Origin of the sequence: Flaviaestuariibacter amylovorans (genome assembly GCF_039541815.1) — a bacterium.
Lineage (GTDB): Bacteria > Bacteroidota > Bacteroidia > Chitinophagales > Chitinophagaceae > Flavisolibacter > Flavisolibacter amylovorans.
In genome coordinates this window covers 95,746-119,598 of sequence record NZ_BAABGY010000009.1, presented here as the reverse complement: position 1 = coordinate 119,598, position 23,853 = coordinate 95,746, and the positions used below count along the sequence as shown (strand labels likewise).

The window sequence follows — 23,853 nt, the reverse complement described above, 5'->3', positions numbered from 1 at the left end:
TTATTCCTGAACGGGAGCGGCAACGGAGTCCATGCCTTCCATCGGGGGCATGGCAACATCACCCTGCTCCATCATGTCCTGTGCGGGGTTGCGCTTCGGCTTCAGGGAGTGGAGCTTCGTGAGGTAGGCGTTCATCTGCTTGAGGGCATTGCCTTTTTTGTCGACGAGGTTTACTTCGGCGGTAGCGGTCAGCACACCATCCTTGTACTCACCACCGATCATCAGCACATCCTGCCATACCGCGAGGGAAGCGTCCATCATGGCGGCTGCGTTGGGCGACTCGGTGGTAGCGCCTTTCGACACCTTCATGATCTTTTGCAGGTCGATGTAGAGGCCAAAGGGATGCCCCTTGATCTTGTCGGCGAAGGCCACCTTGTGCGTGCCACCGGCGAGGAAGGCGTCCACGTGCTCCTTGGCGGAGCCTACGGCGAACCACTCGTTGTTGACCTGGAAGGAGACCTGGGTAGCGGCCGCGGCGGGCATTTCCTTCTCCACGGCGCCGATCAGCTTTTCGAAGGCGGTCTTGTTGGTCACGGAAGCCGCGAAGAGCATCTTGGCGTCGGGCTTGGTGGTCATGTAGGTAGAGCCTTCGAAGAGGGGCTTCTGCTCCATCTTGAAGTCGGAAACCGCGAAGAGCATCTCGCCCTTGAAGGCGCCTACGATCTCCTGAAGCGACAGGTTGTAGCGGCCGAGGAAGGCATTGGCCATACCGTCGATGCCAGCCATCTTGATGATCTCGGTCATGGCCTCGGGCGACCAGTTCATGGCGAAGGCAGCCACCACGTCGTTGGAGGGGATGCGGTTCACCAGTGCCTCGGTCACTTCCTTCGGCTTGTATTTGTTCATCAGCTCGGTGAGCTCTTTACCGTAGTACTGCTTCATCTTCACAGCGATCTTGCCTTCTACGAAGGAGAGCGAGTAGGTGGAGACGTTTCCGTTCATGAGGGAGCCGACCTTCAGCATCGACATCATGCCGCCGCCGAGGTTGTTGTAGAAGGAACCGGAGTTCATCCAGAAGTGCACGTCGCCTTCTTCCTTCTGGAGGTCGGCATAGCGCTTGTCTTCGGCGAGGCCGTCGGAGCCCTTGGTGGCGAGGATGGCCTGGGCCCACTTGCGGAGGCTGTCTTTAGGAGCGGGGGCCGCCGTCGGGTTCATCGGGTTGGTGTTCGGCATTTCCATGAGGCAGATGAACTGCTTGCCTGTCCAGGCCACGAAGCCTTCGCCCGACTTATCGAGGTACGACAGGTCGCCGTCCTTTTTTACGGGGGCGTCCTTACCGGCGAACTTGGCAAAGGCGTCGGCGTCTTTCAGGAAGCCTTCGAACACGCCCAGGTTGGCGGAGCCTTGCTTCTGCATGAAAAAGGCGAGGTTGCCGTCGGTATCAACGCCGGAAGTAGCGGGATCCTGGAGCAGCTTCTGGGCGGTGGAGTCGTTGGCTTCTTTGGAAACTTCCTCGAACCAGGCCGACTTGCGGATCTCTTCCCAGGTGAGCTTCGACTTCAGGGAAGCCGTGTTCACCTCAACCACCATCATGGCGTCTTTGGGAATCGGGAGCGCGTTGTTTTTGGAGGAACAGGAGGCGAACAGGATCAGGGCAGCGCCGAATCCAACGAGGGCGGACGTTCGTTTCATTGTCAGTTTTAGGTTGTTGTGATATTCAAATAAACGACAATCTATGGAAACAGGCAAATTTGGAACGGTGAGCAAGTCATCGGGTGAGCTGGTGAGCGGGGGGCCGTTTGACGTTTTGGGCATGGGGTATGGGGGTGCACGCCGGTGGCGACGCAATGGCTCCACCGGGCGATTCCGTTTCCCTTTCGACCGCCCGGCCACCGGACGCGAATCGCGGTCCCATGCACCAGAGTAGAGGTGCACCGGGGAACACTTTGTTTCAAAAAATTCGCTGCCGGAAAAGGTTTGATTTTTTTGGGGTGGTGCCGAACCCTTACAGAGCCTGTTCAAAAAAAGGAACAGTCCTAATACCGCTCACCTGCTCACCCGCTCACTCATTCACTTGCTCACCTGCTCAGCCGCTCACCCATTCACCCGCTTCACCGAATTCACCGCCGAATCGAAACGCATCTCCGGCGTCCCCTCCGGCACGTTGATGTACCCGGCACGGAGGAGGCCTTTCTTGTCTTCACGCCAGTAGCGCTCGCCGGTCTGCTGCTTGTAGCTCGTATCGCCGTTGGCACGTAGGCTGGGTATATGTGCCGCGCGGTCGATGGGCTGCACGTCGCCGCCCGAGGGAGCATACTGCACGTAGAAAACGGAGCCGTCGCGGTAGCGGTACACGCGGCTCTGCGCGCCTTCGGCTCCTGCCTCGGAACGCACGTCGCGCCAGCCGCGCGGGACCTTCATCGGCACCGTTTTGGAGCTGCCGCCAGCCGTATAGGTAAAGGAGGCGCGCCGCATGCCGCGGTAGGGCGAGCAGGCAACACAGAGTAACAGGAGCAGGGAGATGAGGTAACGCATGGGATCAGTTGGCAGGCAAAAATTGGACGAACGGACGCTTCCGTACCCGCACCGACTGCAGCGCCGCGCCGAAATCGTTGCGGTAAACCTTGGGTACGTTCAGGTAACCCACCTTCAGGTCGTCGGCATGCGACTGCTTCCAGTACAGCGAGCTTGCATCGATGCCCTGGAGGATGTCGAGCTTGGCCGCAGCGGCGCTGTCGGGGTAGGCACGGCGGATGTTGGCGGCATTGAAATCGGGCATCGGCACTTTCCACGACACGTAAAAGACGGAGCCGTTGCGGTAGGTGTAAAACTGGGTGAAGCCGCCGGACGACTCCTGGTAGAGCAGCTCCCGCAGGTAGCCTGCCGGCACGCGCATCCTGATCTCCTGCCCGTTCACGTCGCGCAGGAACTTACGCTGGTGGAAACCGCCGCGGTGCCCGGCGCAGCCGGTTGCCAGGAGCCATATCAGGAGCAGGGTACGCATCACATCTTTTCAAATATAACACTCGCCCCCTGCCCTACGCCGACGCACATGGTGGCCAGGCCGTACCGGCCGCCGCGGCGGCGCAACTCGTGCAGCAGGGTGGTGCTGAGGCGCACGCCCGAGCAGCCCAGCGGGTGCCCCAGCGCAATGGAGCCGCCGTTTACGTTCACCCGCTCCGGGTCAAGGCCCAGGTCGCCCACGCAGGCAAGCACCTGGGCAGCGAAGGCTTCGTTGAGCTCCACCAGGTCGAGGTCGGCTACGGAGAGTCCGGCGCGCTTCAGGGCCTTCTGCGTAGCCGGCACCGGGCCGATGCCCATGATGGCGGGGTCTACGCCGGCCACGGCCATCGATACCACCCGGGCCATCGGGGTCAGGCCGTAGCGCTTGACGGCATCGCCCGAGGCAAGCAGCATCGCGGCGGCGCCGTCGTTGAGCCCGGCGGCGTTGCCGGCCGTCACGGTGCCGTCCTTCACGAATGCGGGCTTCAGGGTCGCGAGCTTTTCGGGCGAGGTGCGGCGGGGATGCTCGTCGGTATCCACCAGCTTTGTGGCCTTGCCGTCGGCGACCTCCACGGGCACGATCTCGCCGGCCCACTTACCCGCCTCGAGGGCGGCGAAGTAGCGCTCCTGCGAGCGGAGGGCCCAGGCATCCTGCGCTTCCCTTGAAATGTTCCATTGCCTCGCCACGTTCTCACCCGTTTCGCCCATGCTGTAGGGATAATGAACATCGGAAAGCTTGTTGTTGACGAAGCGCCAGCCGAGGGTAGTGTCCACGATCTCGGTGGTGCGCTGGTAGGGCGACGTCGCCTTGGCCATCACGAAGGGGGCACGGCTCATGCTCTCGACCCCGCAGGCGATCATGAGCTCGGCGTCGCCGGTCATGATCTGGCGGGCGGCGTCCATGATGGCCTGGAGGCCCGAGGCGCAGAGGCGGTTGACGGTGTTGCCGGGAACGGTGGCGGGGAGGCCGGCGAGCAGCGCGGCCATACGGGCCACGTTGCGATTGTCTTCCCCGGCCTGGTTGGCGTCGCCGGCGATAACGTCCTCGATAGCGGCGGGGTCGGCCCCCGGGTTACGGGCCAGCAGGGCCTTCAGGGTACCGGCCAGCAGGTCGTCGGGCCTTACGGACGCAAGCGCGCCGCCGTATTTACCGATGGGCGTACGCAGGGTATCGATTACGAATACTTCGTTCATAAAAGCAAGGTTTAGGAGGTTCAGGAGGTTTAGATGGTTTAGGAGGTTGTGCCGCTGTCGGACAAAAGCGCTTGATAAAAATTGGCGCACGCAAACGAACCTTCTAGACCTCCTAAACCTCCTAAACCCTTTTCAGGGGCTGTTAAATCCGTCGCAAGATAACTCCCGCCGTTTTATGCCCTCCCACCTTTAAGGTATCTTTGCGGGATGAACGCAACGGCTACCTTGAAGCGCAACGGCGTGCAGAACATCCGCCACCTCTCCCTGCCCGACCTCGAGCAGTATTTCGGCACCATGGGCGAACCGAAGTTCCGCGCGAAGCAGGTCTGGGAATGGATCTGGCAGAAGGGGGCGCAGTCCTTTGCCGACATGACCAACCTGAGCAAGGACCTCCGCCAGAAGCTCGGCGAGCACTTCGCCCTGCCAGCCCTTTCGGTGGATGCCACCCAGTACAGTGCCGACGGCACCATCAAAAGCCGCTTCCGTACCCACGAAGGCCACCTTTGCGAGGGCGTGCTCATCCCCACCGAAGACCGCTTTACCGCCTGCGTCTCCTCCCAGATCGGCTGCTCGCTCGCTTGTAAGTTCTGCGCCACCGGCTACATCGACCGCAAGCGCAACATCGACTTCGACGAGATCTACGACGAGGTGGTGCTCCTCAACCAGCAGAGCGAGCGCGTCTACAACCGCAAGCTCACCAACATCGTGTTCATGGGCATGGGCGAACCCCTGCTCAACTACAAGAACATGATGAAGGCCATCGAGCGCATCACGGCTCCCGACGGACTGGCTATGAGCCCGCGCCGCATTACTGTATCTACGGCAGGCGTCGCAAAAGGGATTCGCCAGCTTGGGGATGACGGCGTTAAATTCAAGCTCGCCCTCTCGCTGCACGCGCCCAACGACGCGAAGCGTAATGAGATCATGAACATCAATGCCTCCAACGACCTCAAGAGCCTCGTGGACGCGCTGAACTACTTCTACCAGAAAACGAAGAACGAGATCACGCTGGAATACATCCTGTTCAAGGACTTCAACGACTCCACCAAGGACGCCGAGGAGCTCGTCAAGCTCTACCGCCAGATCCCGGCCGACCTCGTCAACATCATCGAGTATAACCCGATCGACCTCGCAAAGTTCGAAAAGCCCACCGAGGAGGCGACGGCTGCCTTTATGGCCTACCTCGCGAAGCACAAGGTAAATGCCCGCTTGCGCCGGAGCCGCGGCAAGGACATCGACGCCGCCTGCGGACAGCTTGCCAACAAGGAAGCGGTCTGAGGTGTCCGGCGGGCGGCGACACTCATCCATCGCCAATAGCAGCGCTTTCAACCGGTTTTGAGGGCTCCGACCATCCAGGTCGGGGCCTTTTTTTGCTCTAATCGCCTAAATCTTGGTTCCGCCACTAAGAAAAATCACTTATTTATGATTTTATGCCGACCTGCCGACAAAAACGCTGGTTTAGCCGATATAAGTGGATACCCGGATGCCTGCATAACTACTTTTGACGAGTCAACAACAAACAAAGCTCCTGCTCATGAAAACGTTTACCCTCTTCGCCGCCCTCCTCCTGGTCTTCAACCTCTCTGCTATCGCCCGCAACACAGAGGATAAGCCGGCAACCACCGCCACGAGCGAGCTCGTAGCACCCGCCTTCCGCGGTGGAAACAAGGCGCACAACGCGTTCCGCATGGACATCCTGAACAAGATGATCCGCACGGCCATGCTCCAGCAGCTTCCCGCCGGCTCCTATAACGTGGTTCTTTCCTTCGATGTAGACGCCCGCGGCAACGTGAGCAACGTACAGGCCGTTTCCAAAAACGGGTTTGGCCTCGAAGCCAAGGCGGTAGAGCTCTTCCGCAAGTCGGCCCGCTGGACGCCGGCCCAGAAAGCCGGTCAGAACATAAAGGCCCGCCACACCGAGAATTTCCGCTTTGAAGTGATGTAATTGTTTCGATAAACGAAAAAGCGCCCTTCGGGGCGCTTTTTCGTTTATCGGTCTATTGGTTTGATGGTTTATCGGTCTATTGGTTTGATGGTTTATTGGTCTATTGGTCTATTGGTTTACTAGTTTATTGATCCCGACGAAGCGAGGCTTGTCGGGATGCCGGCCGCAGCGCCGGCATAAGGGTCGTTTACAGCGGGGAAGTCATTGTGCGCTTTGAAGTCGACGCATCCGGATCCTCTTAAGAGCGGGTCTTCGGTATACCTGCACTCAGGGGCGCTCCTCCTCGAAGCGCCCTTTCACCAGCCGGTAAACAGCAGTACCTACCTGCAGCGTCTCCCCTTCCCGCAGCCCTGCCAGGCCCGTTACGTCCGCATCGCCCAGGTGGAGCGAGCCGCCGGTACGCCGCGCGAGGTCGAGGTAGTGCGGGTGCACACCGGCGCCGGATACGCCCCCCAGCACCACGCGTACCGGTTTCGTGATGCCGCCGGCGAGCGCAAGGTCCTTCACCGGGGCCCAATTGTCGGCCACCAGCACCAGGAAGGCCGCATCGGGAAAACGCTGTTGCGTCGACAGCAGCGCTTCCACCGTATTCTCCGGGCTGTCGCCGCCACTCCCCCGCTGCATCGTGTGCTGCACCAGCGCCCGCACGGCGCCGAAGGAATCGCAGGTGCAGCTGTAGATGCCGCCCGTGCGGCCCGCCACCTTCTGCTCGTCGGGGGTCGCATCCCCGTCGTTATAAAACACAAAGCGGCGGGTAAAACCCTCGGCGTTCCATTGGCGCAGCCAAAGCAGCAACTGGCCGGTGTAGGGATACATGCTGCCCGTTACGTCGGCGACCACAGGCATGCCCGTCCAGCGGTTGCGCGTAAGTACTTTAAAGAGCGACGAGTCGGGCAGCGGCACCGGGCCAAGCGCTTCGTCGTCCGGCTCGGGTGCCTTGAACACACGGGCCGTTACGCGGTGGGCCACCGTTACCGAGTCGAAGGGCCCGTAGCGGCGCGCACGGTCATCGTACTGCTTTTTGGTGCCATAACCCCGGCGCACCGCCCCGTCGGGGGTGAGCACCAGGATGGTATCGGCAGGGTAATGGCGCCGCACGAAACGTTGCTGCACCCCGGGAACGATGGTACCGAAGCCGGACTCGAGCACCCAGGGGATACCGGGGTCGCCGGTGGCGGGAGCTTTGGCGGGAGTGGCCTCCGGCGACAGCGGCGGGCGCAGCAGCTCCTCGAGCCGCTCCAGGTCCTGCTTCATCAGCGCCGCATCCTGGCGGGGCCGGAAGCGGAGCACCGCCCCGTGGAACAGGCCCTGTGCGGGCGCCTTTTCGGCGCCGTCGAGTTGGCGCAGCACCTGCACGGAGTGCAGCGGCACGGCACGCAAATACGGGAACCGTACATATACGGCCTCCAGGCGGGCGGCGTTGAGTTCCGTGAGCGAGGCCGAAGCGGGAAAGTCGGTGCACACGATCTCGACCTGCAAGACGCCCGCGGTGCGCAGCGCGGCGGTATCGCCCGTCACCGAAAGCACGGTACTGCCGGCATAGGGCATGTGCACCACCACGGTTTCCGCCAATGCGGCAGGGGTGGCAACATAGCGGGCTACCGGCCGCACAGGCAGCGATTGGGCACCGCCGCAAAGAGGGCCGGCCAATATCAGGAGCAGGGAGAGTAGGGTCTTCATGGGAAAGAGAAGTTGGCAGGGCTGTATGCGCGTCGGCATGAATGGATGCACCGCCACCGGGTCGTGTTTATAAGGATCAAATTTCGGTAAAACAGGCAGCACCACAACGCCCGGCGGCCCCTGTTTCGTATGCCGCGTCGGCGGCTTTTGCGTTCCCTTTACAAATGCCTGCGGGCCCGGCTCATGCGGTTTGCGAAAGTGAGCTTTCCGAAGCGCTGCATGGATCGGCCGCAAGCAGCGTTTGCGGCCCAGTCAGCTGGCCCAACCAGCCACTTCGGCAAGGGATACATCCTGTTTTAATGCAGCTCATGCTCCGCGAAGGCCTTGCTATACGAACAGGGCCCGCTATTGAAGCTGCCTTTCGATAGCTTTGCTCCTATTTCTGTTTACGTATGATGAACATCAAAGTCATTGCCTTCGACGCCGACGACACCCTTTGGGTGAACGAGCCCTACTTCCGGGAAACCGAAACCGCCTTCTGCGCCCTGTTCCAGGACTTCATGCCCCTGCACAGCGCTGAGCGCGAGTTGCTCCAGACCGAGATCCGTAACCTGCCGCTTTATGGCTACGGCATCAAGGGCTTCACCCTGTCGATGATCGAGACGGCGCTCAGCATTACGGGCGGCACCCTCCGGGCCGATGCCGTACAGCGCATCCTGGAGCTCGGGAAGGAATTGCTCGCCCGCCCCATCGAGCTGCTGGAAGGCGTGGAGGAAACCGTAGTGACGCTGAAGGAGCGCTACCGCCTCGTGGTGGCCACCAAGGGCGACCTGCTCGACCAGGAGCGCAAGATGAAGAATTCCGGGATCGACCACCACTTCCACCACATCGAGATCATGTCGGAAAAAGCGGAGGCCGACTACCGCAAGCTCATCCGGCACCTTGATATCAAGCCCGAAGAGTTTCTCATGATCGGCAATTCGCTCAAAAGCGACGTGCTGCCCGTGCTCGCCCTCGGCGGCCACGCCATCCACGTGCCCTACCACACTACCTGGGCGCACGAGGTGGTGGACCATGCCATCGAGCACGAGCACTTCCGCAGCGTGACCAGTATCCGGGAGATACTTCCCTTGCTGTAAATTCAAAAGTCAAAAATCAAAAGTCAAAAGACCTTGCACCCGAAACACTCCGCGTGCCTTTGGACCAGCCTACCCGTAGACGTTTTTTGACTTTCGAAGTTTGAATTTCGACCTCAGACCTAAAGAAACGCCGCACCAAAGTAACCCCCGCATGAAACGCTCCCTCGACCTCAGCACCTGGCCCCGCCGCGATCACTTCAACTTCTTCCGGAAATTCGAGGAGCCCTTCTTCGGGGTGACGGTGGACGTGGACTGCACGAAGGCCTATGCGCGTGCGAAGGAAGGCGGATACTCGTTCTTCCTGTATTACCTCTGGTGCTCGCTGAAGGCCGCCAACGCCACGGAGCCCTTCCGCTACCGCATCTCCGGCGACGAGGTGCTTTGCTACGACGAGATCCATGCCTCTCCCACCATCAACCGCCCCGACGGTACCTTCGGCTTCTCGTATATGAACTGGCACCCGGAGTTTCCCGTATTCCTGCGGTCGGCCTCCGCAGAGACCGAGCGGGTGCGGCAAAGCTCCGGGCTGGTGCCGGCCATGTCGGGCGAGAACGTGATCCACTATTCGTCGATACCCTGGATCCGGTTTACCTCGATAGCGCATGCGCGCAGCTTCTCCTACCCGGACAGCTGTCCCAAGATGGCCTTCGGCAAGATGGAGGAGCGCGACGGGCGCCGCACGATGCCGCACGCCGTGCATGCACACCACGCCCTCATGGACGGCTACCACGCCGCCCAATACCTGGAGCGCTTCCAGGAAGCGCTCGATGCCCAATAATGTAAACCGGATCGACCGTCAATCGTACCTGCCATCAGCGTAACTACAGCAGGTAGCGTCATAATTAAGCAGCGGTACGAAGAGCATCCGCGGCAATCGTACCAATCATAATGATCTGCGTGCCTTCTCTTCCCCGGGTGACTAATCCGACGCACGATGCCGCCGCAGCTCGCGGATGAGGAGGTAGATAAAGCCCCCGCAGATGACGAGCCCGGCGCCGCTGGCGCCGATCTTCCAGTTGTATTCCTCCCACTCGATCGCCCGCAGGAAAATGCGGAGCACGATCAGCGACCCGACGATGGTGGCGGCGAGGGCGACTCGGAGGTTCTTTTGCGCGGGGGTCATGGTAGCGATTCTTATTCCCATAAAAATAAGGAAACGGGCTTAGGTACAGGCGCCGGACCGCCGAATTTTGGTCCGCGTGCGGCCACAGCGCCGTGCGGGCCGTAACTTGCCTCCCGATCATGTCGTTCATCAACCCCATTGCATTCAAGGCTGCGCTTCCGAAAGCGACCCTCCTGGATTTCATCGCCCGCACACCGGCCGACCAGTTCGTATTCGTGGCGCCGGCAGGACCGTATATCTACGGTCTCTTCCTGACGGAGGACGTAGCCGAGTTCCTGTGCAACGAGTTCCTGTTCGACCATTTCGAGATCGTGCCGGCTGCCGACCTGCGCACGCTTGCCCGCGACGGTGCGGTGAAGATCTGGGGCAACCGCGAATTGCTGGAGGTTTGAGATCCGTTCCTGTCATAGAGAAGGAACACGGATAACACGGATCAGGCCGATTTACACAGATTACCTGCTCACATCCGTCCTATCCGTTCGATCGGTGTTCCCTGTCTTTACCTCGCCGCCACAACCAGTAGCCGACCAGGAGTGCAGGCACCAACAATAATCCCGCCATGAGTGCTCCTCGGGCGAAGCGCTGTTCGCTTACCGCAGCAGCCGTACCTGTTGCTTCCGGTTCCCCGCCCGCGGGCACCACGCGGATCTCGTTCTTGTCGGACGTTTCCAGTACCCAGAGCCGCCCTTCCGGGTCGAATGCGCCATAGGTGGGCGTCCAACGCGGCGCGGAGCGGTGCACGACTGCCAGCCCGCCGCCGGGCGCCACACGCTTCACGGCCCCATCGCTGAACACCGCCACGTACACCTGCCCGCCGGCATCCTGCCAGGCGCCCCAGAGCTGCGGCCCCGAAGCAAACGGGAAGTCCGGCTTCGCGCCCGCCAGCGAATCGGCCAGCAGCAGCACGCGCCCTTCTGTAGAAATACGGTATACGGCATTAGCCCGCACAAAGAGCAGCGAGCCGTCGGGCTGCGGGTGCAGCCACTTCACATCGCGGTAATCGCCTTCGGCAAAGAGGGCCTCGCTCCCGTCGGGGCGGCGGCGGTAAAGCGGCACCGGGCCGGTCTTCCTGAAGTGATGGCGGCGGAAATACTCGTTGCCCGCTGCGTCGCGCGCCAATGAATAATCGTCGTTGACAAAAGCTACGTCAGGGCCCTTCAATGTGTCAAGCCGGCCGGAAGGACGCAGCACCCAGAGGTAATGCGTGAAGCGGTCGCCACCCTGGTACCGTTCGTTCTCGCCATAGAGGTTGCCGGCGGTATCGAGGTACAGCTCGTGGGTATGCACGTCGCGCACGGCGATGCTGCGTTTTCCTCCTTCGATCTTCCAGACGTGCTGCAGGTCGGTGTAGTAGATGATGCCGCGCCGGTCAGACACGATACCGACGCCGGGGTGGGCGTTGGCAGCGAAGGGGAGTAATAGCATCAGGAGCAGGAGGCGCATGGGGTGTGTGGGTTCCGGACAAGGTACAAAAGGCGGCGCGCATACTGCGCATCGTATCCGTGCCGCCCCGGCAGCAAAGGACCTGCAACGCGTGTTCACGAGCGATCTTTTCGGCCTCCCGAGCCATGTCGGCGATATTCCAAGGCAATTTCGCCCATCGACGAGGGCTACACTAATCATTCAGTATGCTTCGGAGAATTCCCGTGGTTGCAAAGGTCACATCGGCCGGCAACCCCGGGAAAAATCCCATCCGCCGGTGTTTTTCTCCTCATGGAATCACGATCCTGCCGTGTCAACTTCGGGGCTTCAACCTGCCGGCCATGCTCGTACGCACCTTCGGCTCCGCCGTCCACGGCGTGGATGCCCTCACCATCACGATCGAAGTAAACTGGATGGAATCGAACGTCGGCCTTCTGCTCGTGGGCCTGCCCGACGGCGCTGTAAAAGAATCGCTGCAGCGTGTGGAGAGCGCCATCCGCGCCATCGGCTTCTCGCTGCCGCGCACGCGCATCGTCGTCAACCTCGCGCCCGCCGACCTGCGCAAGAGCGGCTCCGCCTTCGACCTGCCCATCGCCCTCGGCATCCTCGCCGCCACCGGCCACCTGCCGCCGCCCCTGCTCGAAAGCTTCGTGATCATGGGCGAACTCGCCCTCGACGGCGCCCTGCGGCCCATCAAGGGCGCCCTGCCCATCGCTATCGGCGCCCGCAAAGAAGGCTTCCGTGGGCTCATCGTGCCGGCCGTAAATGCGGCCGAGGCAGGCATCGTCACAAAGCTCGAGGTATATGGCGCCAACCACCTGCGCGCCGTGTTCGACTTCATTCGTCAGGGCGGGCAGGGACTCGAGCCGGTGCAGGTAGACGCCCGCGCCGCCTTCAGCGCCGCCCAGCACGAGAGCGACATCGACTTTGCCGAGGTAAAGGGGCAGGAGAACATCAAGCGGGCCCTCGAGATCGCGGCCGCGGGCGGACATAACGCGATCCTGATCGGTCCGCCCGGGGCCGGTAAAACGATGCTTGCCCGGAGGCTACCCACCATCCTGCCGCCGCTCTCCCTGCCCGAAGCCCTCGAAACCACCAAGATCCACTCGGTGGCGGGCAAGCTGCCCGAAGGGTCTACGCTCATCGCCCGGCGGCCCTTCCGGAGCCCCCATCACTCCATTTCGGATGCAGGCTTAGTCGGGGGCGGCAGCCACCCGCAACCGGGCGAGATCTCGCTGGCCCATAATGGCGTGCTGTTCCTCGACGAGCTGCCGGAATTCAAGCGTACCGTGCTCGAGGTGATGCGGCAGCCGATGGAGGAGCGCCGCGTCACGATCTCGCGGGCGAAGGTCGCCGTCGACTTTCCCGCCGCCTTCATGCTCATCGCGTCGATGAACCCCTGCCCCTGCGGCTTCTATAATCACCCCGAGCGGCCTTGCAGCTGCGGACCCGGCGTAGTGCAGAAGTACCTCAACAAAGTATCCGGACCGCTCCTCGACCGCATCGACCTGCACGTGGAAGTAACGCCGGTAGCCTTTCGCGAGCTGTCGGTGGGCGGAACAGCGGAGCGCTCGGAAGCCATCCGCGGCCGCGTGGTGGCGGCGCGCGAGCGGCAGGCGGCGCGCTATGCAACGCTGAGCGGCGTCTACTGCAACGCGCATATGAGCAGCAGGCTGCTGAAGGAGGTGTGCGCCATCGACAGCGCCGGAAGCACCCTCCTGCGTACCGCCATGGAAAAGCTCAACCTCTCCGCCCGCGCTTACGACCGCATCCTGAAGGTGGCCCGCACCATCGCCGACCTGGCCGGGAGCGACAGTATCCGCACCGAGCACCTCGCCGAGGCCATCCACTATAGAAGCCTCGACCGGGAAGGGTGGGCGGGGTAATGTGCTAATGAGTTAATGGGGGAATGGGGGAATGGGGGAATAAGGTTTAGGTAAGTTCAAAAGGGTTTAGAAGGTTTGGGAGAAAGGGAAGACTGCCTACTTCGGGTGCCGGTGGGCGCCTTTTTATTAGAGGAGGATTAAAGAAACCTAAGAGAAGGATTAGAGTTGGGCACGCGCAAAAGCAGCCCGGGCGCGGGTTTCCGGGGATTCGCCGATCCGGGCGCGGGCACTCAACCCCGGTGAGGCCCTTTTCACCCCCGATTGTACCCGGCCCGTCTAAAGGAAGCGCCCGTCGCCGGCCGGGGAGGGTACCTTTATTCCACGCCGCAAGGCTACCACCTGAATCACCACCCTAAACCGTCCTTCCGATGAAACAGCACCGCACTTCCGGCCTGGCCTTCCTGTGCCTCGCCCTCAGCACCTCCATCATCAGCTGCTCCAAAGGCGACCTCCTCCAGTCAGAGCCGCCCGCAGCGCCCCTGGCCGATGTTGCCGGAATCGAAGTACCCGACACAGACATCAGCAATGGCGCCTCGCTCGCCACCACCACTACAGCTACCAATAGCACCACGTTTGCCCTCCCCTACTCCCGCAGCGTCAATTTCAGCAACCGTACGAAAGGCAGCTACGGCCTCGCGCAGGCCAACACCGACTTCGGCCCCACCGCCTACTGGAAAGCCACAACTGCCCAAACGACGACCCCCAGCTACATGCTGCGTGCGATCCTGCTGAAGAATTCGCTGATCGACGGCGGTGTACTGTCGCGGGTCGATGTGCCCGATGCTTCGGACTATAGCATTTCCTACAGCCTGATGTTCGCCAACGATTTTGAATTCACCCAGGGCGGCAAGGTCGGCTTTGGCGTCCTGATCGGCGAAGGCAATACAGGCGGCGATCCGGGTACCGACGGCAACGGCGGCTCCCTGCGCCTCAGCTGGCAAAAGAACGCGAGCGGCGCAGCCGTGCTCAAGCCCGACGTATACTACAAAGACCAGCCCGCCTCGGTAGGCAACGATTTCGGGAAGCAGTTCCCGGCCGACGGCTCGGGCCTCAAAAAAGGCACCTGGTATAAAGTGACCATGAACGTAAAGAGCAATACCGGCTCCAATACCGACGGCTCCGTGCAGCTCCTGATCAACGGGGTCACGGTGCTCAACCAGTCGATCCGCTGGACCACCAACGACCTGCAGCGCCTGATCAAGAACGTGAGCTTCGAAAATTTCCGCACCGGATCGCCCTCGGCCACCGACGGCAGCATCTACTTCGATAACCTCGTGATCAAGTCGGGCAGCTCGGCAACCGGCACTACGGCTGCTCCCACCGCCACCCCTACCGCCACGCCCACCGCTACGCCTCCCACCAACGGTCTCTCCACCCGGCTGATCAACTGGGACGGCCGCCCCAACAGCTCCTACGGCCTCAGCCAGGCATCGGCAGACTTCGGCTCCGCCAACTTCTGGCAGCAGCAGCAAACGGCGCAGAGCCAGGTGTATAACGGCATGCTGAAGACCACCCTGCTGGCCAACAGCCTCACCTCGGGCGGTGTGCTCTCGCGCTCCAACGTTACCCCCGGCTCCGAGTATGAGCTTTCCTACGACATGCAGTTCGGCGCCAACTTCGACTTCAGCCGCGGCGGCAAGATCGGCTACGGCCTCCTCATCGGCGACGGCAACACGGGCGGCGACGCTGCCTGGGACGGCAACGGCGGCTCGGTACGCCTGATGTGGATGAAGAAAACGAGCACGAGCCCCATCACGCTCATCCCCTACGTGTATCACAAAGACCAGCCCGGCACCTACGGCAACGACTTCGGCAAGAAATTCCCGGCCACCGGCAACATCGAAAAAGGCGTCTGGTACAACGTGAAGATGTACGTGAAGAGCAATACCGGCTCCAACACCAACGGCCACGTGCGCATCGTGATCAACGGCGTCACCATCCTCGACCAGCCGATCCGCTGGACCACCAACGACCTCAAGCGCTTCGTCAACAAGCTCTCCTTCGAGAACTTCCGCGGCGGCGCCGAATCGTACTGGCAGTCGTCCACCAACGGCGATCTCTACTTCGACAACGTAAAGCTGACGCAGCTTGCGTCGTAACGCACCCCACAACAGTTGAAAAAACCACCGCCTTGCGGTGGTTTTTTATTTGACCCTGTTCCTTGTTCCCTGTTCCCTGTTCCTTGTTCCTTGTTCCCTGTTCCTTGTTCCTTGTTCCTTGTTCCTTGTTCCTTGTTCCTTGTTCCTTGTTCCTTGTTCCCTGTTCCTTGTTCCTTGTTCCTTGTTCCTTGTTCCCTGTTCCTTGTTCCTTGTTCCCTGTTCCTTGTTCCTTGTTCCTTGTTCCCATGGCTAAAGCCATGGGCTGGTGGGAAATCGAAAACCCATGGCTAAAGCCATGGGCTGGTGACATTCGAAAACCCACGGCTGAAGCCGTGGGCTGGTGGGGACGTACCATCGGGCAACCGGGTATGCCGGCCGGGTAATGCCGTAAGATCCTTCCCTACTCCCAGCTTTGCTGGAGGTCCATGTTCAGGGCGCCCACATAGATGCGGCCGCCCGAGCGCCCGCGGAAGGCGCGGACATCGGCGATCATCTCCTTACTGAGCTTCGGCACGAAGCGGGCCCACACGAAAAAGAGGTAGTAGTCGTACTGCCCGGAGGGGGCGTTGCCTTTTACGAGGGCGAGCGGCTGCAGCAGCTGCGTCACGCGGAAATCGCCGTTGGTGCGGAAGCCGGCCTGGGTCCGGAGCGAGTCGAGCTGCCGCACGTTTTGCCAGGGACACTTGCTGTTGTTATACAGGTTCTGCCCCGACGCATCAAAGACATACAGGTGCGGGATGCTCTGGCCGAGCGAGTCGGCGAATTGCTTGTAGGCGGCTTTCGTAGGACATACAAAGAGCCCGTCGACGGAGGCGCCGGCTTCTTCGAGGAAGGTGCTGAGGGTGGCGGTCGTTTCCGGCTGCGGCGTTTTGTACGCACCGCTCATCCGGGCCACCATCGTGCAGGATGCCAGCACACAGGCGATGGCAACCGGTAGCAGGAGTGTTGATTTGCTCATGTGCGGTAGTTTCCTCTAAAACGCACCAGGCGCGAAAATGGTTACGGGGTCCCGGACACAAACAACGGAGTGCCTCCGGTGCGGAACAGGCGTTGGAAACAACCCCGCGAGGCCCCGTCGGCCGGCACGATCAACGAGAAACCTGAAATCTGAAACCACAAATCTGAAATCACTCATCCGTGCCCTAGCTTTATCGAATGAAGATCCTGCTCCACTACCTCAAACCACATAAATGGATGGTCGTGCTCGTCCTGTTCCTGGCGGCCGTCAACATCGGGTTTTCGCTGCTCGACCCCATCATCTTCGGCAAGCTCATAAAGCTTGCTTCGCACAAGCACAAGCCGGTGACCCCTCCGGGCGACTTCGACTGGGACCAGTTCCTGTTTGCCCGCGTGGAGGTGCCCGCCACAACGCCCAACGGAGATTCGTTCATGCTCTATGGCGTGGTGTGGCTGCTCGGCGCCTCCATCACGGTAGCCATGATCAGCCGCATCGCCAAGAACTTCCAGGATTACTTCCTGCAGGTCGTGATCCAGAAGTTCGGCGCGAAGATGTTCACCGACGGCCTGCGCCACTCCATGAAGCTTCCGTACGCCGAGTTCGAGGACCAGCGCTCGGGTGAAACGCTGTCGATCCTGCAAAAGGTGCGCACCGACACGGAGAAGTTCATGTCCAACTTCGTCAACATCCTCTTCACCGTGCTCGTGGGCATCGTGATCGTGGCCACCTTCGCAGCCAAGCTCTCCGGCTGGCTGCCCGTGGTGTACTTCGGCGGTGTGTTCATCCTCATGTTCATCTCCAACAAGCTTTCGAAGAAGATCAAGTCGATCCAGAAAACGATCGTGTCGCAAACAACGGCGCTGGCCGGCTCCACCACCGAGTCGCTCCGCAACATCGAGCTCGTGAAAAGCCTCGGCCTCACGGCACAGGAGGTGGACCGCCTCAACAAGAACACCTACAAAATTCTCGGTCTCGAGCTCGTGAAGGTGAAGCGCATCCGCTCCATCGGCTTCATCCAGGGCACCTTCGTCAACACGCTGCGCCAGATCATCCTCTTCCTCCTCATGTGGCTCATCTTCCGCGGGCAGATGGATGAAGGCGACCTCGTGACGATGCAGATCTTTTCCTTTTTCATCTTCGGCCCGCTGCAGGACATCGGCAACATCATCGTCTCTTACCGCGAAGCAGAGACCTCGCTCGGGAACTTCCGCAACCTGATGGAAAAAGAATCGGAGCCGCAGCCCGCCCAGCCCACGTCCCTCGGCCCCATCCAGGAGCTCGAGTTCCGCGACGTCTCCTTCCAGCACCGCACGGCGCAGCACAAGGCCATCGACGGCATCTCCTTCCACGCCAAACGCGGTGAGACCATTGCCTTCGTAGGCCCCTCGGGCTCGGGCAAAAGCACGATGATGAAGCTCCTGGTGGGTCTGTACAGGCCTCTGGGGGGCAATATCTACTACAACGGCCTCGACGAGAACGCGATCCTCTTCGACGACCTGCGCCGCCAGATCGGCTTCGTGACGCAGGACACGCAACTATTTGCCGGCACCATCCGCGAGAACCTCATGTTCGTAGCGCCCGAAGCCACCGAGCAGGACCTCCTCGACGCCCTGCAGCGCGCCTCCTGCAACTACCTGCTGTCGCGCGCTGAAAAAGGCATCGACACCGTGATCGGCGAAGGCGGGCTGAAGCTCTCCGGCGGCGAGAAGCAGCGCCTCTCCATTGCCCGCGCGCTGCTGCGCAAGCCGCGCCTCCTCATCTTCGATGAGGCCACCTCCGCGCTCGATTCGCTCACCGAGGAAGAGATCACCGAAACGATCCGCGATGTGTCGTCGCTGCAGAACCAGATCACGATCCTCATCGCCCACCGCCTCTCCACCATTATGCACGCCGACCGCATCTTCGTGCTCGAGAAGGGCGTCATCATCGAAACCGGCGATCACGCATCCCTCCTCAGCGAGAAAGGCCTGTATTACGCCATGTGGCGGCAACAGATCGGGGAAAGAAAGGCGACGGCGAAGGCGTGAATCGTGAATCGTGAATGCTTGCGGGTGCGTTTTTTCCCATCAGCAGCTACTTCGTACTAAAACTACCCTCGCCACACTACAGTAAAAAGCCGCAAAGGTTTTCTTTGCGGCCTTTTACTGTATGATCGAAACCGGAGCGTTGGAAACCCATTCACGATTGACGATTCACGATTGACGTTTCCCGATCCGCCACTCCAGCGGCACGTTCACCTTCACGGAGAAATTGCGTCCCATGTTGAAGACGCCGCGGCGGCCGGTGGCCTCGTTCACGGCGGCATACTTGAGGCGGGCCAGGTGGTTCTGGTAGGCAACGTCGGTGAGGTTGGTACCGGTGAGGTGCACGGTGAACAGCACCTTCCCTTTCGACAACACGTCGCCGCCGATGCCGGCATTCAGGAGGCCATAGCCCGGCGTGGGCGTTTCGGTGTTGTACGAGAGGAAGGCGTTGGATTGCCGGAAGGTGCGGTCGAGCTCCACGCGCACATAGGCGTTGCGCAGGCTGCGGCCCGCCTTCGGAAAGGCGGCGCGCAGCTCCGTCACCCAGTGCGCCGCCGGGATGGAGGGCAGGTTGCGGCTACCGCCCACCGGCTCGCTGAAGCGGCCGCGCACGATCGAAAAGGAGTTTTCCCAGTGTAGCCAGTCGAAGGGATGCGGGTGAATGTCGGAGGTGAGCTCGAAGCCCACAAGCGACGCGTTGTGCTGCGCATATTGAAAGGCTTCCAGTTCCTCGCCACCGGTGGTCACCACGAGCGAGTCGCCGCCACCGGCCGCCGCGAGGCGCTGGTAGAAGATGAAGTCCCTGATGTGGTTGTAGAAAACACTCGCCGTAAACGAAACGTGGTCGTAATCGAGCTCCGCGCCGGCGTCGAACTGCCAGCTCTTTTCGGAGCGCAGCCCCCGGGTGCCGTACTCGAAGCGGTTGGTGCCCTCGTGCGCGCCGTTGGCCGACAGCTCCGAAACGGTAGGAGCGCGGAAGCCCCGCGCCACGTTGGCCCGCAGCGTCACGTCGTCGGAGGGCTGGTGCGAAAGACCGAGCGAGCCCGAGGCGTTGTGGAAGTTGCGGTCGAAGGCGGTGAAGCGCTCGGCCCCGCCCTCGGCGAAGGGCTTCGAGTCGAGCGAGCGGTTGTCGTAGCGCAGGCCGCCGGTGACGGTGGTCTTTTTAAAAGTTCGCTGCACGAACAGGAAACCGCCCGCGTCGAATAGGTTGTATTCCGGAATGATGACCTCGTCGCCGAGGTTGCGGTTCTGCTGGTACATGCCGCTGAGGCCCAGAGTGGTTTGCCAGCCGCGGCCTTCGGGCAGGTGCCATTGCAGATTATAGCTCACCGTGCGCAGGTCGAAGTGCAGGCCGGCTATGCCGGGATCTTCGGCTTCACCGAACTCGCGGCGGATGTTCTGCTGGTAACCCACATTGAGCTTGATGCGGCTGCGGCCGGCGCGAAAGGAATTGTCGGAGATGACGCGGTAGTGCTGCACGCCCTGGTAGGGCGTATACAGCTTGCGCGATGCCAGCTCGTCGTCGGTAGCGGCGCGCTCGAGGGGGTTTTCGGGGAAGATGAGAAAGCGGCCCGCCTCATCGCGCTCGCCTTCCACCATGCCGATGCGCTGGTTGAAGGACGACACGATGAGGTGGCTGAAACCCCAGTGCTTGTTGAGGCCGATGTAGCCGCCGAAGTTGCGCTCGTTGAATCGCGAGTTGAACACCCGTCCATCGTACTTATTCCGGTAATCGGCGGCGCTGCGGAACGTACCGTACGCATTCCAGTTGAAGCCATTGACGTTGCCCGCGATATTGGTATGCACGCCGAGCTGCCCGTTGTTGCTTTGCGCGGTGCCGAGCACGTTGGCGCGCACGGAGCCTTCCGGCACCGGCACGTTGGTGATGAAGTGCACCACGCCGCCGATGGCATCGGAGCCATACATCAGCGACGACGCGCCTTTCAGTATTTCTACACGGTTCACGCTCAGCTCGTCGATCTCCACGCCGTGCTCGTCGCCCCACTGTTGGCCCTCCTGGCGCTGCCCGTCGTTCACCACCACCACCCGGTTGTAGCTAAGGCCGCGGATCACCGGCTTCGAGATGGCCGGCCCCGTGCCGATCTGCGACACGCCCGGCTGACGCGTAAGAGCATCGATGATGTTGGTGCTCGCGGCTTCGAGCAGCTGTCCGCGGCGCACCAAGGTCACCGGTACCGGGGCATTGCGCGTAGAAGTGGAGGCCGCCACACCGGTCACGATCACGCCGCGGTTCTCCACTACCGACGGGCGCAGGCTGAAATTCTGCACGAGGTCGCTCTCGGCGTCGATATGGACCACGATGGGCGAGTAGCCGGCGGAGCTCACCTCGGCGAGGTAGTGGCCGGTGCGGAGGCGCCGGAACTGGTAGTAACCGCTCGTGTCGGCAATGGTGCCGATGCGGGCCTCGGAGAAGGAGATGGAAGCGCCGGGGATCGGTGCGCCGGTGCTGGCATCGGTGATGCGCCCCCGCAGCGTCACGCTGTTGGTCTGCGCAAAAACGGCAGCGGCAGGAAAGAGCAGGCAGGTAAGGGTACAAATCAGCTTCATGGGCGCCTTTTTGCGAAATTAAGCGCGTTGCATCTGTGTTGCAATACTATTTCGACCGGTTCGGCTGCCAGAGAGGCTGTTTGAATTAATTGAGAGGCCGGCAAGGCCACAAGCGGCCTGTTTCGCGCGGCGACGCGGCGGGGGGCGGCGCAGCGAAGCGGAAATGTGCTACTTATTTCTCCTTGCGTCCTATCGTCGCCGCGTCGTCGCGTGCAAAAGCCGCTTGCGGCCGACATTCCCGAGCTTCCAGGTAAGTACATTAATTCTAACGGCCTCTGCGTAATTGAGCACCTGGATCTCGGGACCATGCAAGCACGGCATGCGGGGCTTCTGCCTCTTCTGCATGACGGCACAACGGCACGACGTCGGCCCGGGTTTGCCGGCGTACGAAAAGCGAAGTGAACGATCAGGAGGTGATGGGCTCGAGCTGCTTGATGATGGTCTGCCACTCGGCGTGCGTGTCGGGCTTTGTGAGGTACAGGGAAGCACCCAGGCGCTTGCATACGTCGCGGTCGATGCGCGAGTTGGAGGTAGTGACGATGGCTACCGGGATGTTCCTGAAAGCGGGGTTGTTCTTGAGCTGCTGCAGGGTTTGCCGGCCGTCCATCTCCGGCATGTTGAGGTCGAGTACGATGAGCGCGGGCAGCGCGTCGCCGGCGGCCCCTTTCATGTATTCCAGCACCTGCCGGCCGTTCTCCACGAAATGCAGGTCGAGCGGCGCCCCTACTACCCGGCATGCCTCGCTGACCCAGGTACGGTCATCGGAGTCGTCGTCGGCATACAGGACAAGCTTTTTTGTGGTCACCGGTTGGATTTAGTTTTTCGGAGGGAGCGTGAGCTCGGCTGCAAAGATGCATGAAAACGGCAGACGAACCTGTTGCAAGGCGAAAATGCCGTAGAAACCACCGGGCCGTACCGTAAAAATCCGGTATGGCCCGGTGGCCGGTCAAAAGCGTTCGATGATGCCGGCAATGCCCTGTCCGCCGCCTACGCAGGCCGTGACCATGCCGTATTTTCCACCGGTGCGCTTCAGGTCGTTGAGCACCTGGATGGAGAGCTTGGCGCCGGTGCATCCCAGCGGGTGGCCAAGGGCGATGGCGCCGCCGTTGGGGTTCACCTTCTCCGGGTCGAGGCCGGCTTCGCGGATGACGGCGATGGCCTGCGATGCGAAGGCTTCATTAAGCTCGATGGTATCGATCTGGCCGAGGTTCATCCCCGACTGCTGCAGCACTTTCGGGATGGCGGCCACGGGGCCGATGCCCATGATGCGGGGGTGTACGCCCGCCGAGGCACAGGCCACGAGGCGGCCGATGGGCTGCACGCCGAGCTGCTTTACCATCCGCTCGCTCATGATCAGCAGGAAGGCCGCGCCATCGGAGGTTTGCGAGGAGTTGCCGGCCGTCACCGTGCCGCCGGCCGCAAATACGGGCTTCAGCTTGCCTAAGGCGTCGATCGACGTATCGGCGCGCGGCCCCTCGTCGGTATCCACCACAAAGGAGCGGGTGGCTTTCCTGCCTTTTTCGTTGAGGTACACTTCTTCCACCGTGATGGGAAGTACGCCCTCCCTGAGGTGACCGGCTTCGATGGCGGCGAGGGCCTTGCGGTGCGAGTGGTAGGAGAACTCGTCCTGTGCGGCGCGGTCCACGCCGTACTCTTTGGCCACGGCCTCCGCGGTGAGGCCCATGGACAGGTAGTAGTCGGGCTCGTCTTTGGCGATGGAGTAGGCCGGCACCGTCTTCCAGCCTGCCGTGGGTACGAGGCTCATGCTCTCGGTGCCGCCGGCGATGATGCAGTCGGCCATGCCCATGCGGATCTTGGCCGTGGCGATGGCGACGGTCTCGAGGCCCGAGGCGCAGTAGCGGTTGACGGTCATGCCGGGCGTATCGTAGCCCACGGCGCGGGCGGCGATGATGCGGCCCACCTGCAGGCCCTGCTCGGCCTCTGGAACGGCGTTGCCCACGATCACGTCGTCGACCTGCTTCGGCTCGAGGCCGGGAACGTCGGCCATCAGTTTACGGATCACGTCGATGGCCAGGTCGTCGGGGCGATAAAAGCGAAAGCCGCCGCGCTTGGCCTTTCCGACGGCCGTGCGGTAGCCCGCTACGATATATGCTTCTTGCATGAAGGGCAGATTTATTCCTAAAAGTACGGAAAGGCTTAATTAGTTGCATCAACAACCAACCAGAGGATGTCAGATCTTTGATCTCAGATTTCAGATTTGCGCGAAGCGTCGCCAAGGGCTGGCGCCAGCCGAATCTGAAATCACAAATCTGAAATCTGACATCCACAGCAGCGGGGTTCCGTAGATTTGCAAAAAAAATCTAATGCGAAAGTTGCTTCTTGCGGGCCTCCTGCTCCCTTTTCTTGCCTTTACGCTCATCGAATGGACGCCCGTGCAGCTTGACGAAAAATATACCGTGGCCTTTCCGGGTGAACCCAAAAAAGCAACCGACGAGAACGGAACGAGCCTGTGGACATTGGAAGCAACCGACAGCAACACCGTGTACCTGGCCATGCTGATCGACTTTACGAAGCTTGGCCTCGACTCGTCCACGATGGCCGTTGTGCTCACCCAGCCCGAATTCTTCGACGAGTATCAGAAGGGCATCCTGGGCAAGCTTCCCAACGGTAAGCTCGTGTCATCCACCACCGGCGAATACAAAGGCTACCCGGTCACCAACTACAAGTTCACGATGAAGGAAGGGGCCGTCACCTACTACAGCAAGAATTTTTTTATCGGCACCAGGGTGTACAGCCTTTCGTACCTCCAGAAGAAGGACCAGGTGGAAAGCGCGGAGCGCGACCGGTTCTTCGGGTCGTTCAACCTCCGATAAAAGGTCAGGCAGCTGGAAAAGACTGTCGGCAGCGCTCATAGTTTTGTGCCTTCACTGTAAATCCGAGATCACAGATCCGAGATCTGAGATATCAGATC

General features: G+C 61.2%; 20 protein-coding genes. 9 read left to right on the top strand and 11 right to left on the bottom strand.

Annotated features, from left to right (window positions below; all coding sequences use genetic code 11):
- The 4 genes from ABD937_RS15850 to ABD937_RS15835 all read right to left on the bottom strand — a co-directional run bounded on the left by ABD937_RS15850 (position 1) and on the right by ABD937_RS15835 (position 4,137).
- Positions 1 to 1,632: a DUF4836 family protein gene (locus ABD937_RS15850; protein WP_345256744.1), complete on the bottom strand. Its 1,632-nt coding sequence runs from the start codon at positions 1,630 to 1,632 to the stop codon at positions 1 to 3.
- A gap of 402 nt (positions 1,633 to 2,034) precedes the next feature.
- Positions 2,035 to 2,475 carry a hypothetical protein gene (locus ABD937_RS15845; protein ID WP_345256743.1) on the bottom strand — a complete coding sequence of 147 codons (441 nt, stop codon included), beginning with the start codon at positions 2,473 to 2,475 and terminating at the stop codon, positions 2,035 to 2,037.
- 4 nt (positions 2,476 to 2,479) lie between these two features.
- The gene (locus ABD937_RS15840) at positions 2,480 to 2,944 is read right to left on the bottom strand and encodes a hypothetical protein (RefSeq protein WP_345256742.1); all 465 of its coding nucleotides are present in this window, start codon (positions 2,942 to 2,944) and stop codon (positions 2,480 to 2,482) included.
- A complete protein-coding gene (locus ABD937_RS15835; RefSeq protein ID WP_345256741.1) occupies positions 2,944 to 4,137 on the bottom strand; it encodes a thiolase family protein in 1,194 nt (397 codons plus the stop codon). Before ABD937_RS15835 ends, ABD937_RS15840 begins: the two co-directional genes overlap by 1 nt.
- Before the next feature lie 207 nt (positions 4,138 to 4,344).
- On the opposite strand from ABD937_RS15835, the gene rlmN reads away from it, so the two are divergent.
- Positions 4,345 to 5,415 carry a dual-specificity RNA methyltransferase RlmN gene (rlmN, locus tag ABD937_RS15830; protein WP_345256740.1) on the top strand — a complete coding sequence of 357 codons (1,071 nt, stop codon included), beginning with the start codon at positions 4,345 to 4,347 and terminating at the stop codon, positions 5,413 to 5,415.
- 256 nt (positions 5,416 to 5,671) lie between these two features.
- Entirely contained in the window at positions 5,672 to 6,082 is a 411-nt protein-coding gene (locus ABD937_RS15825; RefSeq protein WP_345256739.1) for an energy transducer TonB, read from the top strand.
- A gap of 267 nt (positions 6,083 to 6,349) precedes the next feature.
- Here ABD937_RS15825 and ABD937_RS15820 read toward each other — a convergent pair whose 3' ends face one another.
- Positions 6,350 to 7,762, bottom strand: a complete 1,413-nt coding sequence (locus ABD937_RS15820; protein WP_345256738.1) for a hypothetical protein — start codon at positions 7,760 to 7,762, stop codon at positions 6,350 to 6,352.
- Between the two features lie 392 nt (positions 7,763 to 8,154).
- On the opposite strand from ABD937_RS15820, the gene ABD937_RS15815 reads away from it, so the two are divergent.
- Positions 8,155 to 8,841: an HAD family hydrolase gene (locus tag ABD937_RS15815; RefSeq protein WP_345256737.1), complete on the top strand. Its 687-nt coding sequence runs from the start codon at positions 8,155 to 8,157 to the stop codon at positions 8,839 to 8,841.
- Between the two features lie 151 nt (positions 8,842 to 8,992).
- Positions 8,993 to 9,619, top strand: coding sequence for a CatA-like O-acetyltransferase (locus ABD937_RS15810; protein ID WP_345256736.1), 627 nt, complete (start codon positions 8,993 to 8,995; stop codon positions 9,617 to 9,619).
- A gap of 141 nt (positions 9,620 to 9,760) precedes the next feature.
- Here the strand turns inward: ABD937_RS15810 and ABD937_RS15805 are convergent, their stop codons facing one another.
- On the bottom strand, positions 9,761 to 9,964 hold the full coding sequence (locus ABD937_RS15805) for a hypothetical protein (RefSeq protein ID WP_345256735.1): 204 nt from the start codon (positions 9,962 to 9,964) through the stop codon (positions 9,761 to 9,763).
- A gap of 119 nt (positions 9,965 to 10,083) precedes the next feature.
- Here ABD937_RS15805 and ABD937_RS15800 point away from each other — a divergent pair, with 119 nt between their 5' ends.
- Entirely contained in the window at positions 10,084 to 10,356 is a 273-nt protein-coding gene (locus ABD937_RS15800; protein WP_345256734.1) for a hypothetical protein, read from the top strand.
- Positions 10,357 to 10,435: 79 nt separating this feature from the next.
- On the opposite strand, the gene ABD937_RS15795 is transcribed toward ABD937_RS15800, so the two are convergent.
- The gene (locus ABD937_RS15795) at positions 10,436 to 11,407 is read right to left on the bottom strand and encodes an NHL repeat-containing protein (protein ID WP_345256733.1); all 972 of its coding nucleotides are present in this window, start codon (positions 11,405 to 11,407) and stop codon (positions 10,436 to 10,438) included.
- A 320-nt stretch (positions 11,408 to 11,727) separates the two neighbouring features.
- Here ABD937_RS15795 and ABD937_RS15790 point away from each other — a divergent pair, with 320 nt between their 5' ends.
- The gene (locus tag ABD937_RS15790) at positions 11,728 to 13,272 is read left to right on the top strand and encodes a YifB family Mg chelatase-like AAA ATPase (protein ID WP_345256732.1); all 1,545 of its coding nucleotides are present in this window, start codon (positions 11,728 to 11,730) and stop codon (positions 13,270 to 13,272) included.
- Positions 13,273 to 13,640: 368 nt separating this feature from the next.
- Positions 13,641 to 15,371 carry a polysaccharide lyase gene (locus ABD937_RS15785; RefSeq protein WP_345256731.1) on the top strand — a complete coding sequence of 577 codons (1,731 nt, stop codon included), beginning with the start codon at positions 13,641 to 13,643 and terminating at the stop codon, positions 15,369 to 15,371.
- A gap of 400 nt (positions 15,372 to 15,771) precedes the next feature.
- Here the strand turns inward: ABD937_RS15785 and ABD937_RS15780 are convergent, their stop codons facing one another.
- Positions 15,772 to 16,329 carry a hypothetical protein gene (locus tag ABD937_RS15780; protein WP_345256730.1) on the bottom strand — a complete coding sequence of 186 codons (558 nt, stop codon included), beginning with the start codon at positions 16,327 to 16,329 and terminating at the stop codon, positions 15,772 to 15,774.
- 197 nt (positions 16,330 to 16,526) lie between these two features.
- Here ABD937_RS15780 and ABD937_RS15775 point away from each other — a divergent pair, with 197 nt between their 5' ends.
- Entirely contained in the window at positions 16,527 to 18,356 is a 1,830-nt protein-coding gene (locus tag ABD937_RS15775) for an ABC transporter ATP-binding protein (RefSeq protein ID WP_345256729.1), read from the top strand.
- A 165-nt stretch (positions 18,357 to 18,521) separates the two neighbouring features.
- On the opposite strand, the gene ABD937_RS15770 is transcribed toward ABD937_RS15775, so the two are convergent.
- The 3 genes from ABD937_RS15770 to ABD937_RS15760 form a co-directional block, all read right to left on the bottom strand.
- Positions 18,522 to 20,921 carry a TonB-dependent receptor gene (locus tag ABD937_RS15770; RefSeq protein WP_345256728.1) on the bottom strand — a complete coding sequence of 800 codons (2,400 nt, stop codon included), beginning with the start codon at positions 20,919 to 20,921 and terminating at the stop codon, positions 18,522 to 18,524.
- 406 nt (positions 20,922 to 21,327) lie between these two features.
- Positions 21,328 to 21,726 carry a response regulator gene (locus tag ABD937_RS15765; RefSeq protein ID WP_345256727.1) on the bottom strand — a complete coding sequence of 133 codons (399 nt, stop codon included), beginning with the start codon at positions 21,724 to 21,726 and terminating at the stop codon, positions 21,328 to 21,330.
- Positions 21,727 to 21,867: 141 nt separating this feature from the next.
- On the bottom strand, positions 21,868 to 23,043 hold the full coding sequence (locus ABD937_RS15760) for an acetyl-CoA C-acyltransferase (RefSeq protein ID WP_345256726.1): 1,176 nt from the start codon (positions 23,041 to 23,043) through the stop codon (positions 21,868 to 21,870).
- Between the two features lie 202 nt (positions 23,044 to 23,245).
- Here ABD937_RS15760 and ABD937_RS15755 point away from each other — a divergent pair, with 202 nt between their 5' ends.
- Complete coding sequence (locus ABD937_RS15755; protein WP_345256725.1) at positions 23,246 to 23,755, top strand: hypothetical protein; 510 nt, start codon at positions 23,246 to 23,248, stop codon at positions 23,753 to 23,755.
- Positions 23,756 to 23,853 lie beyond the last annotated feature (98 nt).

Excerpts from the sequence above, each read along its gene's own strand:
- ABD937_RS15850 (WP_345256744.1), bottom strand. The coding sequence starts at position 1,632 with ATGAAACGAACGTCCGCCCTCGTTGGATTCGGCGCTGCCCTGATCCTG.
- ABD937_RS15845 (WP_345256743.1), bottom strand. The coding sequence starts at position 2,475 with ATGCGTTACCTCATCTCCCTGCTCCTGTTACTCTGTGTTGCCTGCTCG.
- ABD937_RS15840 (WP_345256742.1), bottom strand. The coding sequence starts at position 2,944 with ATGCGTACCCTGCTCCTGATATGGCTCCTGGCAACCGGCTGCGCCGGG.
- ABD937_RS15835 (WP_345256741.1), bottom strand. The coding sequence starts at position 4,137 with ATGAACGAAGTATTCGTAATCGATACCCTGCGTACGCCCATCGGTAAA.
- rlmN (WP_345256740.1), top strand. The coding sequence starts at position 4,345 with ATGAACGCAACGGCTACCTTGAAGCGCAACGGCGTGCAGAACATCCGC.
- ABD937_RS15825 (WP_345256739.1), top strand. The coding sequence starts at position 5,672 with ATGAAAACGTTTACCCTCTTCGCCGCCCTCCTCCTGGTCTTCAACCTC.
- ABD937_RS15820 (WP_345256738.1), bottom strand. The coding sequence starts at position 7,762 with ATGAAGACCCTACTCTCCCTGCTCCTGATATTGGCCGGCCCTCTTTGC.
- ABD937_RS15815 (WP_345256737.1), top strand. The coding sequence starts at position 8,155 with ATGATGAACATCAAAGTCATTGCCTTCGACGCCGACGACACCCTTTGG.
- ABD937_RS15810 (WP_345256736.1), top strand. The coding sequence starts at position 8,993 with ATGAAACGCTCCCTCGACCTCAGCACCTGGCCCCGCCGCGATCACTTC.
- ABD937_RS15805 (WP_345256735.1), bottom strand. The coding sequence starts at position 9,964 with ATGACCCCCGCGCAAAAGAACCTCCGAGTCGCCCTCGCCGCCACCATC.
- ABD937_RS15800 (WP_345256734.1), top strand. The coding sequence starts at position 10,084 with ATGTCGTTCATCAACCCCATTGCATTCAAGGCTGCGCTTCCGAAAGCG.
- ABD937_RS15795 (WP_345256733.1), bottom strand. The coding sequence starts at position 11,407 with ATGCGCCTCCTGCTCCTGATGCTATTACTCCCCTTCGCTGCCAACGCC.
- ABD937_RS15790 (WP_345256732.1), top strand. The coding sequence starts at position 11,728 with ATGCTCGTACGCACCTTCGGCTCCGCCGTCCACGGCGTGGATGCCCTC.
- ABD937_RS15785 (WP_345256731.1), top strand. The coding sequence starts at position 13,641 with ATGAAACAGCACCGCACTTCCGGCCTGGCCTTCCTGTGCCTCGCCCTC.
- ABD937_RS15780 (WP_345256730.1), bottom strand. The coding sequence starts at position 16,329 with ATGAGCAAATCAACACTCCTGCTACCGGTTGCCATCGCCTGTGTGCTG.
- ABD937_RS15775 (WP_345256729.1), top strand. The coding sequence starts at position 16,527 with ATGAAGATCCTGCTCCACTACCTCAAACCACATAAATGGATGGTCGTG.
- ABD937_RS15770 (WP_345256728.1), bottom strand. The coding sequence starts at position 20,921 with ATGAAGCTGATTTGTACCCTTACCTGCCTGCTCTTTCCTGCCGCTGCC.
- ABD937_RS15760 (WP_345256726.1), bottom strand. The coding sequence starts at position 23,043 with ATGCAAGAAGCATATATCGTAGCGGGCTACCGCACGGCCGTCGGAAAG.
- ABD937_RS15755 (WP_345256725.1), top strand. The coding sequence starts at position 23,246 with ATGCGAAAGTTGCTTCTTGCGGGCCTCCTGCTCCCTTTTCTTGCCTTT.